At 43.6% G+C, this 16728-nt stretch carries 14 protein-coding genes; 8 read left to right on the top strand and 6 right to left on the bottom strand.

Annotated elements, in window-relative coordinates:
• Positions 1-200 precede the first annotated feature (200 nt).
• The gene (locus tag AB4154_RS07570; protein ID WP_104216125.1) at positions 201-1220 is read left to right on the top strand and encodes a porin; all 1020 of its coding nucleotides are present in this window, start codon (positions 201-203) and stop codon (positions 1218-1220) included.
• Positions 1221-1294: 74 nt separating this feature from the next.
• On the top strand, positions 1295-1942 hold the full coding sequence (locus AB4154_RS07565) for a DUF2057 family protein (protein WP_102398103.1): 648 nt from the start codon (positions 1295-1297) through the stop codon (positions 1940-1942).
• Positions 1943-2000: 58 nt separating this feature from the next.
• Here the strand turns inward: AB4154_RS07565 and AB4154_RS07560 are convergent, their stop codons facing one another.
• The gene (locus AB4154_RS07560; RefSeq protein ID WP_102319676.1) at positions 2001-2729 is read right to left on the bottom strand and encodes a pseudouridine synthase; all 729 of its coding nucleotides are present in this window, start codon (positions 2727-2729) and stop codon (positions 2001-2003) included.
• 321 nt (positions 2730-3050) lie between these two features.
• Between AB4154_RS07560 and AB4154_RS07555 the strand changes: the two genes are divergently transcribed.
• Complete coding sequence (locus tag AB4154_RS07555) at positions 3051-5276, top strand: NADP-dependent isocitrate dehydrogenase (RefSeq protein ID WP_372122635.1); 2226 nt, start codon at positions 3051-3053, stop codon at positions 5274-5276.
• A 327-nt stretch (positions 5277-5603) separates the two neighbouring features.
• Here AB4154_RS07555 and cspD read toward each other — a convergent pair whose 3' ends face one another.
• Positions 5604-5825: a cold shock domain-containing protein CspD gene (gene cspD, locus AB4154_RS07550; protein WP_004736548.1), complete on the bottom strand. Its 222-nt coding sequence runs from the start codon at positions 5823-5825 to the stop codon at positions 5604-5606.
• Positions 5826-6410: 585 nt separating this feature from the next.
• Here cspD and clpS point away from each other — a divergent pair.
• A complete protein-coding gene (clpS, locus tag AB4154_RS07545) occupies positions 6411-6731 on the top strand; it encodes an ATP-dependent Clp protease adapter ClpS (protein WP_004737430.1) in 321 nt (106 codons plus the stop codon).
• A gap of 39 nt (positions 6732-6770) precedes the next feature.
• Positions 6771-9044 carry an ATP-dependent Clp protease ATP-binding subunit ClpA gene (gene clpA, locus AB4154_RS07540; protein WP_017062108.1) on the top strand — a complete coding sequence of 758 codons (2274 nt, stop codon included), beginning with the start codon at positions 6771-6773 and terminating at the stop codon, positions 9042-9044.
• A 201-nt stretch (positions 9045-9245) separates the two neighbouring features.
• Here the strand turns inward: clpA and infA are convergent, their stop codons facing one another.
• From infA to aat, 3 genes are all read right to left on the bottom strand, one after another.
• The gene (gene infA / locus AB4154_RS07535) at positions 9246-9464 is read right to left on the bottom strand and encodes a translation initiation factor IF-1 (RefSeq protein ID WP_001040192.1); all 219 of its coding nucleotides are present in this window, start codon (positions 9462-9464) and stop codon (positions 9246-9248) included.
• Between the two features lie 81 nt (positions 9465-9545).
• Positions 9546-10244, bottom strand: coding sequence for an arginyltransferase (locus AB4154_RS07530; RefSeq protein ID WP_017062107.1), 699 nt, complete (start codon positions 10242-10244; stop codon positions 9546-9548).
• Complete coding sequence (aat, locus tag AB4154_RS07525) at positions 10244-10954, bottom strand: leucyl/phenylalanyl-tRNA--protein transferase (RefSeq protein WP_017063504.1); 711 nt, start codon at positions 10952-10954, stop codon at positions 10244-10246. Before aat ends, AB4154_RS07530 begins: the two co-directional genes overlap by 1 nt.
• Positions 10955-11007: 53 nt before the next feature.
• Here aat and AB4154_RS07520 point away from each other — a divergent pair, with 53 nt between their 5' ends.
• Positions 11008-11463, top strand: coding sequence for a glycine zipper 2TM domain-containing protein (locus tag AB4154_RS07520; RefSeq protein ID WP_004736438.1), 456 nt, complete (start codon positions 11008-11010; stop codon positions 11461-11463).
• Between the two features lie 162 nt (positions 11464-11625).
• Positions 11626-12906, top strand: coding sequence for a 3-phosphoshikimate 1-carboxyvinyltransferase (gene aroA / locus AB4154_RS07515; protein ID WP_017062105.1), 1281 nt, complete (start codon positions 11626-11628; stop codon positions 12904-12906).
• 61 nt (positions 12907-12967) lie between these two features.
• Here aroA and AB4154_RS07510 read toward each other — a convergent pair whose 3' ends face one another.
• Entirely contained in the window at positions 12968-13213 is a 246-nt protein-coding gene (locus tag AB4154_RS07510) for a YciN family protein (RefSeq protein WP_017062104.1), read from the bottom strand.
• Between the two features lie 439 nt (positions 13214-13652).
• Between AB4154_RS07510 and topA the strand changes: the two genes are divergently transcribed.
• On the top strand, positions 13653-16283 hold the full coding sequence (topA, locus tag AB4154_RS07505; RefSeq protein WP_048612738.1) for a type I DNA topoisomerase: 2631 nt from the start codon (positions 13653-13655) through the stop codon (positions 16281-16283).
• Positions 16284-16728 lie beyond the last annotated feature (445 nt).

Raw genomic sequence — 16728 nt, 5'->3', positions numbered from 1 at the left:
GTAAGTAGTTGATTTTGATTGCTTTGTGTTTTTTTTAGGTTTGTTTTTAGTTTATTTGACACGCAGGATAATCTTTTGCAATCTAGACCTCGAAATTTAGTGACGGTGATTAACCAACAAAGAGTGGTAATGACCAGTCATAAAAATAAAAGGGAACCGGGCAAGGATCTCCCATTCTTAGAAAAGGCAGTGGATTTATTATGAAAAAGACTCTATTAGCGCTAGCTATCGCAGCTACAGCAACTTCTGTAAACGCAGCAGAAATTTACTCTAACGACGATACTAAAGTTGGCCTAAAAGGCGAGGTAGATATCTACCTATCTCAATCTGAAGTAGACAAAAACCTAACTGAAACAACTAAGAACGAAGCTGACGTTTCTACTTGGGCTAAAATTCAACTAGACGCTGAGCAGAAGCTTAACGACCAGTTCACAGCATTCGCATCTTTCGAAATCGAAACTGACGGCAGCAACGCTAAGTTCGATGACGTTCTAGCTGGTTTTAAAACTGACACTTGGGGTATGGCTTTCGGTGAAACTGGCGACCTAGCAGAATCTGCTGACGCTATCCAGAAAGATGATATCACAAACGAAGGTAACTACATGGGCTCTACTGGTGGTCACCACCGCGAGTCTTCTGGCCACGGCGCTGTATTCAAAGGTCAATTCGTTGAAGGTTTCACAATCGTAGCTGACGTTAACACTGATTCTACTGAAGACGTTGACAACACTTACGGTATCTCTGCAGATTACGCATTCAGCAACTTCTCTATCGGTGCTTCTTACATCACTGGTGACGCTGCTAAAGACGTAGATTACTCTCTTGCTGGTGTTTCTGCTTCTGCTGAATTTGGTGGTTTTTACTTAGCGCTTACTTACGCACAGTTTGAAGGCAACCAAGGTTACGGTTACTGGGACCTATCTGACATCGCTGCTGATTCTTACGGCAACGGTGAAACTATGGGTATCGCAGCTGCTTACCAAATCGACGCTGTTCGTCTATACGCTACATACTCTGTAGCAACAACTGACGAAATCGCTACAGCAGCGGGTACTTCTAAGATCTCTGATATCGACTCTACTAACCTAGTTGTTGGTGTTGATTACGCATTCCGTGACAACATCCTATTCCTAGCTGAATACCAAACTGCTGATTTCGAATACGCATCACAAACTCTAGATGCTGACGGCGTTATCGCTGGTGTTTACTACACATTCTAATCTGTAGTTAACTATGCTATACAAAAGCCAGCTATTAGCTGGCTTTTTTACATTTATTGATTAAGGAATCGTACATGAACAAGTGGTATTTGAGTTTTGTCTGTCTATTCTCTGCACCATACGCAACGGCTGCTCTTGATTTGGCTTCTGGTATTTCGCTAAATACTTTGAACGGTGAGGTTGTTGAAAGTGTGGAAGACGCTGTATTCACCTCAGGTGAAAACCAACTCGTTTTAGATTACACAGGGTATTTGAGCGATAAAGGCAAACGCGAGTTTATCAGTACAGTTCCTTACATTATGGTAGTTAATGTTCCCGAAAATGCTGATGTTGATATTGATCTTCTAAGTAGAAAGTACGCTAAAATCGAAAAAAATGTAGACAGAGAACTTCCTATATTCAGTATCTCTGTAAACGGTGATGATGCAGAAGTCGTGCAAGAAGTTTTGCCTCCATCTCAAGGTGCACTGCCTTACAGCGATATCCCTCAGTTGGTTAAAGACTACAACCAAGAAAGAGGCTTAGTTTTTGATTCAGGCAAGATTCGTTCGTTGAAAGAAGAGCTAGCGGCGGTACAAACTGGTGCAGTAGTTGGAGCAACGGTAGCTGGCGACAGTACTGTGCAAGAGTCTGAAAATACGCTTCAACTTAAGCTATGGTATTCAAGAGCAAATGAAGAAGAGCGTAAAGCATTCCAAAAATGGTTAATTGACCAAAAGTAATCAATCTTCACGTACAAAAAAGCGAGACGTAAATCTCGCTTTAATATATTGCTATGAGTTAAATCTCTTTCCACTCACCAGGCTGCAGCTGCCCCACATTCATATTACCCATTGAGTAACGGATAAGACGCAGGGTAGGGAAGCCGATATTGGCTGTCATTCGTCTTACCTGACGGTTACGTCCTTCAATGATTGTAATAGCCAACCATGTTGTCGGTATCGCGGCTCTGAAGCGTACTGGAGGATTTCTATCCCACACAACAGGTTCAGACATCACCTCAACCTGAGCGGGCAGTGTCATGCCGTCTTTTAGTTCGACACCTTTTCTCAATTTATCTAAATCTTCCTCAGAAGGTGCGCCTTCAACCTGTACCCAGTAAGTCTTTGGGGATTTTGAGTTTGGTTGAGTTAGCTTAGCTTGAAAAATACCATCGTTGGTCAAGACCATTAACCCTTCGCTGTCGCGGTCAAGGCGACCTGCAGCATAAACGTCTTTCACTGGAATAAAGTCCGCTAGCGTTTTTCTCCCTTCGCCATCTGTAAATTGGCTTAGAGTATCGAAAGGCTTGTTGAACAGAATTACTTTGCGATCTTCGAGCGCAACCTTATGTTTTGCATTGGTAGGCTTGCCTTTATATCGGTGCTTGCTTGAGTGAGATTTGTTGTGCGAATTGCCAGTGTTATTCTTATCACTGCTTCGGCTTTGTCTATTACCGCTTTGTTTTAATGTTGCACCAGAACGAGCCGGTTTGTCTGAACGAGATGCGCTGCGTGAGCGAGTAGACATGTTAACTACCTTGCAAAAATGTAAACGAAGTGTGCTGAAAAGTTTTCACTGAAACGGAATTGAGCTATCATTTGCGCGCCTAAAAGACACAAAATAGAACAAGTTGATGGACTCTTAAGCCTGATTTGTTTAATTATACCTTCGTGTTTTATTATAACAACGCACTCACGGATTTGGTTCATGCTGTCATCAAGATTGTATGAAAAATAAGATAGAGTAAGACTATCGAGTAAGCAGTTTTCACTCTTAGAGTGGCTTACTGGTCAATTTATAACACGCTCACTACTTTAAATGAGCTTGTAAGAACTATAGGGAAATTTCATGCCTACTGAAAAACCAACGATCATCTATACCATTACAGACGAAGCTCCGGCGCTAGCAACATACTCTCTGCTGCCTATCATTCAATCTTTTACAGCTTCTTCTGGTATTAACGTTGATACTCGCGACATTTCACTTGCAGGGCGTATTATTGCCAACTTCCCTGACTATTTGAACGAAGAGCAACGTATTGGTGATGCATTAGCAGAACTAGGTGAATTGGCTAAGACACCAGAAGCAAACATTATCAAGCTTCCAAACATCTCTGCATCTGTACCTCAGCTTCAAGCAACAATCAAAGAGCTACAGTCAAAAGGTTACGCACTTCCTAATTACCCAGAAGAAGCAAACACTGACGAAGAGAAAGCAGTAAAAGCGACTTACGACAAAATCAAAGGCAGTGCAGTAAATCCAGTATTGCGTGAAGGTAACTCGGATCGCCGCGCTCCACTTTCTGTTAAAAACTACGCGAAGAAGAACCCACACTCAATGGGTGCTTGGTCTGCAGATTCTAAGTCGCACGTTTCAAGTATGGACGACAAAGACTTCTTCGGTAGCGAAAAGTCAGTAACCATTGAAGGTGCTACAGAAGTTAGCATTGAATTCGTTGGCAAAGATGGTGCGAAGAAAACATTGAAGCCAGCTTTTGCACTGCAAGATAAAGAGATCATTGATGCGTCAGTGATGAATAAGGCCGCTTTGGTTGCATTCTTCGAAAAAGAAATCGCATCGGCTAAAGAGCAAGGTGTACTGCTTTCTCTTCACTTGAAAGCGACGATGATGAAAGTATCTGACCCAGTGATCTTTGGTCACGCGGTTAAGGTTTACTACAAAGGCGTATTTGCTAAACACGGTCAGCTGTTTGAAGAGCTAGGCGTTGATGTAAATAACGGCATCGGTGATGTCTACGCGAAGATTGATGCGCTTCCTCAAGAGCAGAAAGAAGCAATCGAAGCTGACCTGCAAGCGGTATACGAGACTCAGCCACCACTAGCGATGGTTGATTCGGACCGTGGCATTACTAACCTACACGTACCAAGCGATATCATTGTGGATGCATCTATGCCTGCAATGCTGCGTTCTTCTGGTCAAATGTGGGATCCAGAAGGTAAGCAAAAAGATACCAAAGCAATGATCCCAGATCGTAGCTACGCGAGCATTTACCAAGCGGTTATTGATTTCTGTAAAGAGAACGGCGCGTTCGATCCAACAACGATGGGTAGCGTACCAAACGTTGGCTTGATGGCTCAAAAAGCGGAAGAGTACGGTTCTCATGATAAGACTTTCATCCTTGAAGCTGCTGGTCAGGTTCAAGTTGTTGACGCTTCAGGCGCTGTGCTTCTTGAGCAAGACGTAGAGGAAGGCGATATCTTCCGTATGTGTCAGGTTAAAGATGCACCAATCCAAGACTGGGTTAAGCTTGCGGTAACGCGTGCTCGTGCATCGGGTGTTCCAGCGGTATTTTGGCTAGATGCGTCACGCGCACATGATGCTCAGCTTATCAAGAAAGTTGAAGCATACCTTCCTGAATACGATACCGATGGTCTTGAAATTAAGATCCTTGCTCCACTTGAAGCGACTCAATACTCACTGGTTCGTATCAAAGAAGGCCTAGATACTATTTCGGTTACTGGTAACGTATTACGTGATTACCTAACTGACTTGTTCCCGATTTTAGAGCTTGGTACATCAGCTAAGATGCTATCGATTGTTCCACTAATGAACGGTGGTGGTCTGTTTGAAACAGGTGCTGGCGGCTCTGCTCCTAAACATGTTCAACAAGTAGAGAAAGAAAACCACCTGCGTTGGGATTCTCTAGGTGAATTCTTGGCACTAGCGGCATCTCTAGAGCACCTGAGCGCAGTAACAGGTAACGCTAAAGCACAAGTTCTAGCTGATGCGCTTGATAAAGCGACGGGTGAGTTCCTTGATAACAACAAGTCTCCTTCACGTCGAGTAGGTGAGCTTGATAACCGTGGTAGCCACTACTATCTAGCGGCATACTGGGCTAAGGCGCTTGCTGAGCAAACGGCTGACGCTGATCTTGCTGCTGAGTTTGCAGGTGTGGCAAGTCAACTGGCTGAAAGTGAAGAAGCGATCGTTGCAGAGCTGAACAACGCTCAAGGTGTGGCTGGCGACTTAGGTGGTTACTACCTACTTGACGATGCATTGGTTTCAACACTAATGCGCCCAAGCTCAACGCTAAACGCGTTTATTGATGCATAGTGATTGGACTCATCGTTAGTCACTCATGAACGTGATTTGCTAACGAGTTGCTTAGGCTGATAGCTAAGTTATAGATAAAGTCAAAACGAAAGACGCTTTAACGATAATGTTAAAGCGTCTTTTTTCTGTCTAATACTTCTTAAGACCTAGCTTAAGGGGAGTAGCTCTTCGAGCTCATTGTCCAGTGAGCAACTTTAGAGCCCCCAAAACGAAAAAAACCGCTCACGTAATCCTGTGTTACAGGTATTAAATGAGCGGTTTCAATATTCTGTTTACCTGTCAGCCGTTAATGACGACTGATGGAGGTTAACATGAGTTTGCATTCGCCTATTTTGCGGCGCTGCCTTCTACAGGAACAACGGAGCTAGCATGCGAGCCTTTAGGTCCACTTTCTACTTCATAGTCGACCTGCTGACCAGCCTTTAAGGTTCGATAACCTTCCATTTGTATTGTGGAGTAGTGCGCGAAAATGTCGCCGTCTTCACCTTCTGGACAAATAAAGCCAAACCCTTTGGCATTGTTAAACCATTTTACTGTACCTGTAGCCATGCTATACATCCCTCATGCATTTTGTTACTAACGTTGTTATATCAATTGTTGTAAGTGCGATTGATATCATTCCTACCAGCTAAAGAATTTCAGCTAATAGCTTGAATCTCGTACATTGCTTACGGAAATTAACGCTACCCTGCGTAATTATTCCTTATTGTTAATTTTTGAAGCGTGTTACTGATTTTAATTCATGTTGCAAAAGTGTATTAAAAAACCTTTTAGCTCCAATGTAGCTAATGATTGAGCACAGTCAATAGTAAATTGGTATAAAAGTGATCAATTTTAATAACAAATCACATTCGAGATTAACCGCAAACTATTAATCAAATGGTAACTTAGCGGTAATCTTATCGTTAGTATCAATAGTTATGGCGTCTTTTTAATCAATCACATATGTTAATCTTGTTAATCGAGATCTTTTATTTGCAGCGATGGAAATGGTGGATTAGGCTCAGTATAGAGGAATATTTTTTGGTACTGTTTCTAGGTGCAGTTTCTTAGTACACGGTAAAGCGTGAATGTGGTAAATTTGAGTTAGGTAAACACTCACGACTTCCGAAAAATAACCCTTAGCAAAGCGATATGAGCAGAAACTTTGAATGGGCATCTCCAGGCTCAGATTTACTGGAGAAAGAAGCAACAAAAGTAAAGCCACCGGCGATGTATAACGTTGTGTTGAATAACGATGACTACACGCCCATGGACTTTGTAATCGAGATCCTAGAGCGATTCTTCTCACTAGATATCGAAAAAGCAACGGAAGTGATGCTCAAGGTTCATTATGAAGGTAAAGCTATATGCGGCACATACAGTGCTGAAATAGCGGAAACAAAGGTAGCGCAGGTCACGATGTACTCAAAGGAAAATGAGCATCCGCTACTATGTACAATGGAGCAAGTATAAATTGCTCGAACAACACTGTTGTTCCCTTAGGAGGTACTTATGCTAAATAAAGAATTAGAGACGAGTTTAAATGGCGCATTTGCTCGTGCGCGAGACAAGCGACATGAATTCATGACTGTCGAACACCTCCTACTAGCATTATTAGAAAATGATGCGGCCAAGGAAGCGCTCCAAGCTTGTCAGGCTGATCTCGATGCTCTTCGCAATGAGCTCGATATTTTTATCGATCAAACGACCCCACTTATCCCTGAAAGCGACGAAACTCGCGAAACTCAGCCTACGTTGAGCTTCCAACGAGTACTTCAACGCGCTGTTTTTCATGTTCAATCTTCAGGTCGCAGCGAAGTAACAGGTGCTAACGTACTTGTGGCTATTTTTAGTGAGCAAGAATCTCACGCGGCATATCTTCTTAAGAAAAACGACATTAGTCGCTTAGATATTGTTAACTTCATCTCACACGGTATTACCAAAGCGAGCAACGAAGGCGACAGTCCTTCATCATCCGATTCATTTGGTGGTGCAGAAAATGCTGAAGAAGCTAACTCTGAAGACCGTTTAGAAAATTTTGCTACTAACCTTAACGAAGTCGCAAAGCAGGGCAATATTGACCCACTAATCGGTCGTGACAAAGAGCTAGAACGCACTATCCAAGTTCTGTGTCGTCGTCGTAAGAACAACCCTCTGTTAGTGGGTGAAGCGGGGGTAGGTAAAACTGCCATCGCGGAAGGTCTTGCATGGCGCATCGTTGAAGGACAAGTGCCTGAAATCATTCAGAGCAGCGTAATTTATTCTCTAGATATCGGTTCACTGTTAGCCGGAACCAAATATCGTGGTGACTTTGAGAAACGTTTTAAAGCGATTCTTAAGCAACTGGAGAAAGAAGAAGACGCGATTCTGTTCATCGATGAGATCCACACCATTATCGGTGCCGGGGCTGCATCGGGTGGTCAGGTTGATGCGGCAAACTTAATTAAACCACTACTAAGCAGTGGCAAATTACGTTGCATCGGTTCAACAACGTACCAAGAGTACAGCAGTATTTTTGAGAAGGAGCGTGCTTTAGCTCGTCGCTTCCAGAAAATAGATATTATTGAACCATCGCTAGACGATACGACCAAGATCCTGATTGGATTGAAGCCAAAATACGAAGCTCACCACGAAGTGCGCTACACCAACAAAGCGTTGCGTGCCGCTGTGGAACTGTCAGCTAAATACATTAATGAACGCCACCTTCCTGATAAGGCCATTGACGTAATCGATGAAGCGGGCGCTCGTAGTCGTTTGGCACCTGCAAGCCGTCGTAAGAAAACGGTAAGCGTGGCTGATATTGAGTCAATGGTTGCGAAAATGGCGCGTATTCCTGAAAAGTCAGTATCGTCTTCAGACAAAGATACACTCCAGAAACTGGATGAGCGCATGAAAATGTTGGTATTCGGACAAGACCCTGCAATCGATGTATTGAGTGAAGCGATTAAGCTGACCCGTGCTGGATTGGGTGCAGACAATAAACCTGTTGGTTCATTCTTGTTTGCTGGTCCTACTGGTGTCGGTAAAACAGAGGTGACTGTTCAGCTGTCTAAGTTGATGGGTATTGAGCTTCTGCGCTTTGATATGTCTGAGTACGGTGAGCGACACTCAGTGAGCCGCTTGATTGGTGCGCCTCCTGGTTATGTTGGTTACGACCAAGGTGGTTTGCTAACGGATGCCGTAATCAAGAACCCGCACTCTGTTGTGTTACTGGATGAAATCGAGAAAGCTCACCCAGATATCTTTAACTTGCTACTGCAGGTAATGGATAACGGCACGCTAACTGACAACAATGGTCGCAAAGCGGACTTCCGTAATGTGATTCTAGTGATGACGACCAACGCAGGTGTGGCTGAAACCGAGAAGAAATCGATCGGCCTGATCCAACAAGATCATGCGCCAGATGCGATGGGCGAAATCAAGAAGGTATTTACTCCTGAGTTCCGTAACCGTCTTGATAATATCATTTGGTTCAACAGCCTTGACCCAAGTGTGATTAGCCAAGTAGTTGATAAGTTCATTGTCGAGCTTCAGGTTCAACTGGACGCTCGTGGCGTGTCTTTAGAGGTTTCTGAGGATGCTCGTCACTGGTTAGCTGATAAAGGCTATGACAAGACCATGGGTGCTCGTCCAATGGGACGTGTTATTCAAGAGAAGCTTAAGAAACCACTTGCTAACGAGTTACTGTTCGGTAGCTTGGTTGATGGCGGTACGGTTAAAGTATCCCTGAAAAAAGACGAATTGGATTTCATCTATGTTGGTGCTAAAGAAGAGGTCATGCACTAACGAAGTGATTGATAAATCAAAGGCTTAAATATAAAACGCATGACTTAGGTTGTGCGTTTTTTTATGCTTGCGAGATGCGAGATGCGAGATGCGAGATGCGAGATGCGAGATGCGAGATTGATGTGCTTGTGTAGTAAAAAGCTCAGGCAATAAAAAACGGAGCCTTAAGCTCCGCTTCTTATTGTATTCGCTAATTAAAAATTAACGAGCACGGAAGACGATGCGGCCTTTAGAAAGGTCGTATGGAGTCATCTCAACAGTTACTTTATCACCAGTAAGAATACGGATGTAGTTCTTACGCATTTTACCAGAGATGTGTGCTGTCACTACGTGACCGTTTTCAAGCTCAACACGGAACATTGTGTTTGGTAGAGTATCAAGGACAGTGCCTTGCATCTCGATTACGTCTTCTTTAGCCATCTAATCCTCTTTCGAAATTTGGCGGTTTTCAACGGCTTGATTGTGCCGTTAAAATCAAAATATGTAAAGTTGTCGCGTATTCTACCCTTGCCACCGCTGATTTACTAGCCTTTGATGACGTTGAAATCGTACTTTATAGTTCATCGCAGGGCATTCATCGATTTGATAACCCAAATATAACCATTGTTTTTGTTCTTTCTGGGCATGTTGGATCTGAAATAGAACGCCAAGTGTTCCCATCGAAATGTCTATATCAGGAGCGAAGAAGGTATAAAACGCGCTCGTACAGTGAGCCATGATGTCGGTTACGGCGATACCAACCAACTTGTTCTCATCATAGATGTGCATGAACTTTGTAGTAAGCCACTCATTTTTAGAGAATTGTAGAAACTCTTCTTTCTTGGGTGGGTACATGGTTCCCGAACGGTGACGAGCGGTGATATAGCGACTGTATAAGTCAAACCAGTTGTCATCCATCTCATCTTTCAGTTCCCAACGTAGTGATTTTCCTTTGTTAAGGATCCGTCGTTGGCTTTTGGAAAGCTTAACCTCAGGAATTGAAAGCCGAATCGCTTGGCATGCTGAGCAATTATCGCAATGTGGCTTATAAATGGTTGAACCACTGCGGCGAAATCCATTCGCAAGCAGAACTTCATAGTTATCTGAGGTGTGCATGTGTTCGTCAAGCGTGACCGCCACTCTCTCTTCGAAGTGAGGTAAGTAGCTGCAAGCGTGATTGTCTGTTAATCCAATTCTGATTTGTTGTAAATCTGGATTCATTAAGGCATTTCCTTTAGCCATTGGGTTTTAAAGCATGCATCGTCAACGGAGAACTCTTTGAGTAATTGCAGAGAGCCTAGGAATTCATCCCTATCAACCTCGATAGCGCCCAAGGATTCCAAGTGAGGGTTCATGACTTGGCAATCAATCAGTTGTCCGCCGAATCGGGTAAAGTGTTTACAAAAGTACCACAGCGCAATTTTAGAGGCATTGGTCTTTAGGCTGAACATCGATTCACCGCAAAAGACTTGGCCTCTTTGTAAGCCGTAAAGTCCACCGATCAGTTCATCATCTTGCCAAACCTCAACCGAGTGGCAGAAACCTAATGAAGCGAGTTTGCGGTAGGCTGACTGCATGTCGCTGTTTAGCCAGGTTTCTTCTTCGGGTCTTAGTGAAGAGCAATAACCAATTACTCTGTCCGTCGCTTGGTTGATGCTGACTCGGTAATTGTGCTTTCTTTGAAACTTTTTAAGACTTTTTGACGGTTCGAATGTCTTAGGATTAAATACCGCTCGCGGTGCTGGGCTCCACCAAAGTATAGGCTCACCTGGGCCATACCATGGAAATATACCTTGGCTATAAGCGTTTAAAATTCGCATTGGTGATAAATCACCACCGAAGGCGAGCAGACCGTTGGGGTCATCAAGCGCGTCGAAAGGCGAAGGAAACTCTATACTAGTAGTATCAAGTTCGGTTAGGTATATAGTCATAAGTACCGCATTACAGATTAATCACTGACCAAGAGGTCTTTAGGAGTTTTACCATGAAGAAGTTGCTTTGGATTTTACTTGTTTTGCCCATGTTGGCAAATGCAGCTTACAACAGAAACCAAGCTCGACCAGTAAACGAGGTGGTTTATGGTGAGATTGATACGGTCAGATACATCACTCAGCAAGAGATCGTTGAGTCGAAAGCGAATGGTTGGGAAACCTTGTTAGGTGCGGCGATTGGTGGCTTGATTGGTAACCAGTTTGGCGGCGGCACTGGTAAAGAAGTGGCGACAGCTGTAGGTGCAGTAGCAGGTGCGGGTATTGCTCGTAACCGAGGTAACACACAATATAAAGTAGAGTACAAACTGGTCGAGTTATTGGTCAAAACCAAAGACGACAAGTTGGTCAACATTATCCAAGATGTCGATAACTCGATGCTGTTCAACCGAGGCGATGATGTACGAATTCTCTATTTTTCAGATGGTGTTCGAGTTGATCTCGTGTACTAGTATATAAATACGATTGATTGGCTAATTAATCACCGGTTTGGGCCGGATTAGCTCTGGAGTTCGTTGGAAAAGTTCGTTAGTCTGCAAGTACGAAGAATTATTCATCACCCGAAAATAAATACGCGCCAGTGACTTCGGGTGGTACAAGGACTATAAGATTTAATGGAAAGCCTTACGTTACAACCAATTCAAAAAGTGAACGGGGAAGTTAACCTACCTGGTTCAAAAAGCGTTTCCAACCGTGCACTTCTTTTGGCTGCACTTTCTACGGGAACCACTCGCCTAACAAACTTGCTAGACAGTGATGATATTCGTCATATGTTGAATGCATTAACTCAGTTAGGTGTTGATTATCAGTTGTCTGCAGACAAAACCGTTTGTGAAGTGACAGGTGTTGGTGGTGCATTTTCAAGTGACAAAGCCCTAGAGCTTTTCTTAGGTAATGCGGGTACGGCGATGCGTCCGTTGGCGGCTGCACTATGTTTAGGTCGCGGTGAATACGTTCTTACTGGTGAGCCTCGTATGAAAGAGCGCCCAATTGGCCACTTGGTAACAGCACTGCGAGAAGCCGGTGCCGATGTTGAATACTTAGAGAACGAAAACTACCCACCATTGAAGATCACAGGTACAGGTCTGAAGAGCGGTACAGTTTCTATCGACGGTTCTATCTCTAGTCAATTCTTGACGGCATTTTTGATGGCTGCGCCCTTAGCTGAAGGTGAAGTGACCATTAAAATTGACGGTGAATTGGTTTCTAAACCTTACATCGATATTACGCTGCACATCATGAAGCAATTTGGTGTGGACGTGATCAATAATGATTACCAAGAGTTTGTGATTCCTACCGGGCAATCTTACTCGGCACCGGGTGATTTCTTGGTTGAAGGTGATGCATCATCTGCGTCATATTTCCTTGCAGCCGCTGCTATCAAAGGTGGTGAGATTAAGGTCACTGGTATTGGTAAAAACAGTATCCAAGGTGATATCCAATTCGCTGATGCGCTTGAGAAAATGGGTGCGGAAATCGAATGGGGTGACGACTACGTTATTTCTCGTTGTGGCGAGCTGAAAGGCATTGATATGGACTATAACCATATCCCAGATGCTGCGATGACTATCGCGACAACCGCATTGTTTGCGAAAGGCACAACGGCAATCCGTAATGTCTACAACTGGCGTGTGAAAGAGACAGACCGCTTGGCTGCAATGGCAACAGAGCTACGCAAAGTCGGCGCTGAAGTGGAAGAGGGTGAAGATTACATTATTGTTAACCCTGTGGCTGAACTGACTCATGCGGCGATTGATACTTACGATGATCACCGTATGGCGATGTGTTTCTCGCTGGTTGCTTTGAGCGATACGCCTGTGACGATTAATGATCCAGGTTGTACGTCAAAGACATTCCCTGATTACTTCGACAAGCTGAAAATGCTAAGTCTATAAAAATGCTTAGTATGTAAAGGTTTAGGAACAAAAAAGCTTGCCTAAGTGGCAAGCTTTTTAATTATTGCTGAATTGTAAATTCTTTCGAAAGGTGGTGCGCTAAGTATTTAAACATGTTAAATACCGCGGTTGTATTCTCGGTCGGCATTCCATTGCTGTCTAAGAAGTATTCACCTTTGAAGACGAGTACATCGTCTTTTTCTACTACGCTGTTTGCGCGCATGCCTTCAATGTAGTCATCATGTGATTGGATAATTTGGTTTGCGATAAGCAGTAAATCAAATTCTGCTATTACTTTCTTTGTCATGAGTTTATCTCTGATAACTGAATATAACGTTGAGTTTATGGTGTCGAACTAGAAATTCAATGATTTCACAACCGATTAAGAGAGTCTTTTCAAACATCCACAATTTATTTTGTGATTTACGGCAAAAATAATTGAATGGGGCTCGCGTTAGATTCGCGGACAAGCTTAGTATGAGCCCGTTTAGACGTAATGCCTGATGAATAGGCTCTTGCAAGTATTCTTAGTGAGTACTTTATAGCTTCTTTATATTGTGCCCCTTTTCTCTATGAGTCGTCGAATTGTCGAGCGATCAGATCCAATTTTGAAAAAAGCGGTTGATCTTCTAGTAATCTCGCACAATAGTAAAAAAAGAAGCAATGAATTTAGAATATCATGCGTAAAAGCCCACAAGCTAAATTGTTGGTGCTGAAGCATCGTGATTAAGGACGTTAGAGTCAATATGGGTAAATCGCTCGTTATAGTGGAGTCGCCAGCCAAGGCTAAAACTATCAATAAATATCTTGGCAAAGACTTTGTCGTTAAGTCGAGTGTAGGTCACGTACGTGATTTACCAACGGCAGGTCAAAGTACTGGTCAAAAGGCTGCAGCAGTTTCAACCAAGGGTATGAGCCCAGAAGACAAAGCTCGTATCAAAAAAGAAAAAGATCGCAAAGCTCTTATCAAAAAGATGGGTATCAACCCATATAAAGAGTGGGAAGCGAACTATCAAATCCTACCTGGTAAAGAGAAAGTCGTCGCTGAATTGCAAAAACTGGCTGAGAACGCAGACCATGTTTATCTCGCAACCGATTTGGACCGCGAAGGAGAAGCTATCGCATGGCACCTTCGTGAGATCATCGGTGGCGATGAAACGCGATACAAGCGAGTGGTTTTTAACGAAATCACCAAGAATGCTATTCAACAAGCTTTCGAAACTCCAGGTGAGCTAAATATTGATGGCGTAAACGCACAACAAGCACGACGTTTTATGGACCGTGTTGTTGGCTTTATGGTGTCACCTCTGCTTTGGAAAAAAGTAGCACGAGGCCTGTCCGCTGGCCGTGTTCAATCAGTAGCGGTAAAACTACTGGTAGAGCGTGAGCGCGAGATCAACGCCTTTATCCCTGAAGAGTTCTGGGATGTGCATGCTGATACTAAAACAGCAGAGAAAACCGACTTTAGACTGCAAGTTGCACAGAAAGACGGTGTTGCGTTTAAACCTGAAAATGAAGCGCAAACACAAGCTGCTGTTAGCGTTTTAGAAAAAGCGCAATACGAAGTATGTAAACGTGAAGACCGCCCAACAAAGAGTAAGCCGTCTGCACCTTACATCACGTCGACGCTGCAACAAGCGGCGAGTACGCGTCTTGGTTATGGCGTAAAGAAAACCATGATGCTGGCTCAACGCCTGTATGAAGCGGGTTACATCACTTATATGCGTACTGACTCAACTAACTTGAGCTCAGAAGCTGTAGAAGCCGCTCGTGAATACATTGGTTCTGAGTACGGCGCGCAATACCTTCCACCTAAAGCACTTGTATACGGCAGCAAAGAGGGCGCTCAAGAGGCCCACGAAGCGATTCGTCCTTCAAGTGTAGATGTTAAGTCGGAAGATCTAAACGGCGTAGACGCAGACGCACACAAGCTTTACTCGCTAATTTGGAATCAATTCGTAGCGTGTCAAATGACGCCAGCTCAATACGATTCAACGACAGTAAGCGTTAAAGCAGATGAGTACACGTTGAAAGCGAAAGGTCGTATCCTTAAATTTGATGGTTGGACTCGTGTTCAGCGTCCAATGGGCAAGAACGAAGATACGATCCTTCCAGCAGTACAGATCGGCGATAAGCTTGATCTGATTGCGCTAGACCCTAAACAGCACTTCACTAAGCCACCGGCTCGTTTCACTGAAGCGGCGCTAGTTAAAGAGCTTGAGAAGCGTGGTATTGGTCGTCCTTCAACATACGCATCAATCATCTCGACGATCCAAGATCGTGGTTATGTAAAAGTTGAACAGCGTCGTTTCTATGCTGAGAAGATGGGTGAAATTGTTACTGACCGTCTAGACGGCAGCTTCAACGACCTAATGAACTACGACTTCACTGCTCGTATGGAGCAGAAGTTGGACCAAATCGCAGAAGGCGAAGCAAGCTGGAAAGGCGTGCTAGATAACTTCTTCGAAGACTTTACTGGCGATTTGGAAAAAGCAGATTTAGACGAAGACGCTGGTGGCATGAAGCCAAATCATATCGTGGAAACCGATATTGAGTGTCCGACTTGTAGCCGTAAAATGGGTATTCGTACTGCTTCGACAGGCGTATTCCTTGGTTGTTCTGGCTATGCACTTCCACCAAAAGAGCGTTGTAAGACAACAATCAACCTTGGTGATGAAGAAGGCATTATCAACGTGCTTGAAGAAGACGTTGAAACAGCGGCACTTCGAGCTAAAAAGCGTTGTCCTATTTGTGAAACGGCAATGGATGCTTATCTAATCGATGATAAGCGTAAGATGCACGTGTGTGGTAACAACCCGAACTGTGAAGGTTATGTGGTTGAGCACGGCGAATTTAAAGTGAAAGGCTACGATGGTCCACTTGTTGAGTGTGACAAATGTGGCTCTGACATGGTTCTGAAAAACGGTCGTTTTGGTAAATACATGGATTGTACCAATGACGATTGTAAGAACACTCGTAAGATTCTGAAAAATGGCGAAGTTGCGCCACCGAAAGAAGATCCGGTACATTTCCCTGAACTTCCATGTGAAAATTCAGACGCGTACTTTGTTCTTCGTGATGGTGCTTCTGGTCTATTTATGGCTGCGAGCAACTTCCCTAAATCACGTGAAACACGTGCACCATTAGTGGAAGAGTTGGTTCGTTTTAAAGACCGTATCTCACCTAAGTTCCAATACCTAGCATCAGCGCCAGTTGCTGACCCTGATGGTAAGCCGACAGTGGTTCGTTTTAGTCGTAAGACTAAAGAAAACTACGTTCGTACTGAAGTAGATGGAAAACCGTCCGGTTGGACTGCGTTGTACATCGACGGTAAGTGGGAAGTTACGGATAAGCGTAAAAAGCCTAAAGAGAAGTAACTGAACGTTATTGATGAAAAAGCAGCCTAATGGCTGCTTTTTTTTTGATCTCAATATGACTAACTATGCAACTTGTTGACTTAGTGTTTCGTCGGCCGGAATTTATTAAATTCACACCGCGAAATTAATGGCGGTAATTAATCATATCTTCTTATGCAACTTTAACGAGAATGTAACTTAATTAAAATATTGTAACTCACAGATCAGCGTTTAGTTGTATACCTGATGTGTGTCGGGTGTTAATGTAATGTTTCGTCTGGACGGTGTAGTGTGAGCTGCTTTAAGTCTTAGGAAAGCAATCAGCTTACGTACCACAGAATGGCGTATTAAAAATTGAATTCGGCCGAAAAGTCGATAACGTATATAAAACCAAGTGCAAAGAATAGTGCACACATAACAACGTTTGGCTTAGGATATTGTCACTGTATGTGAATGGATATTCGCT

Source organism: Vibrio sp. 10N.286.51.B11, from assembly GCF_041469245.1.
GTDB lineage: Bacteria > Pseudomonadota > Gammaproteobacteria > Enterobacterales > Vibrionaceae > Vibrio > Vibrio crassostreae_C.
Note: the sequence above shows the minus strand (reverse complement) of the source record. Positions and strands in the feature narration are given on the sequence as shown.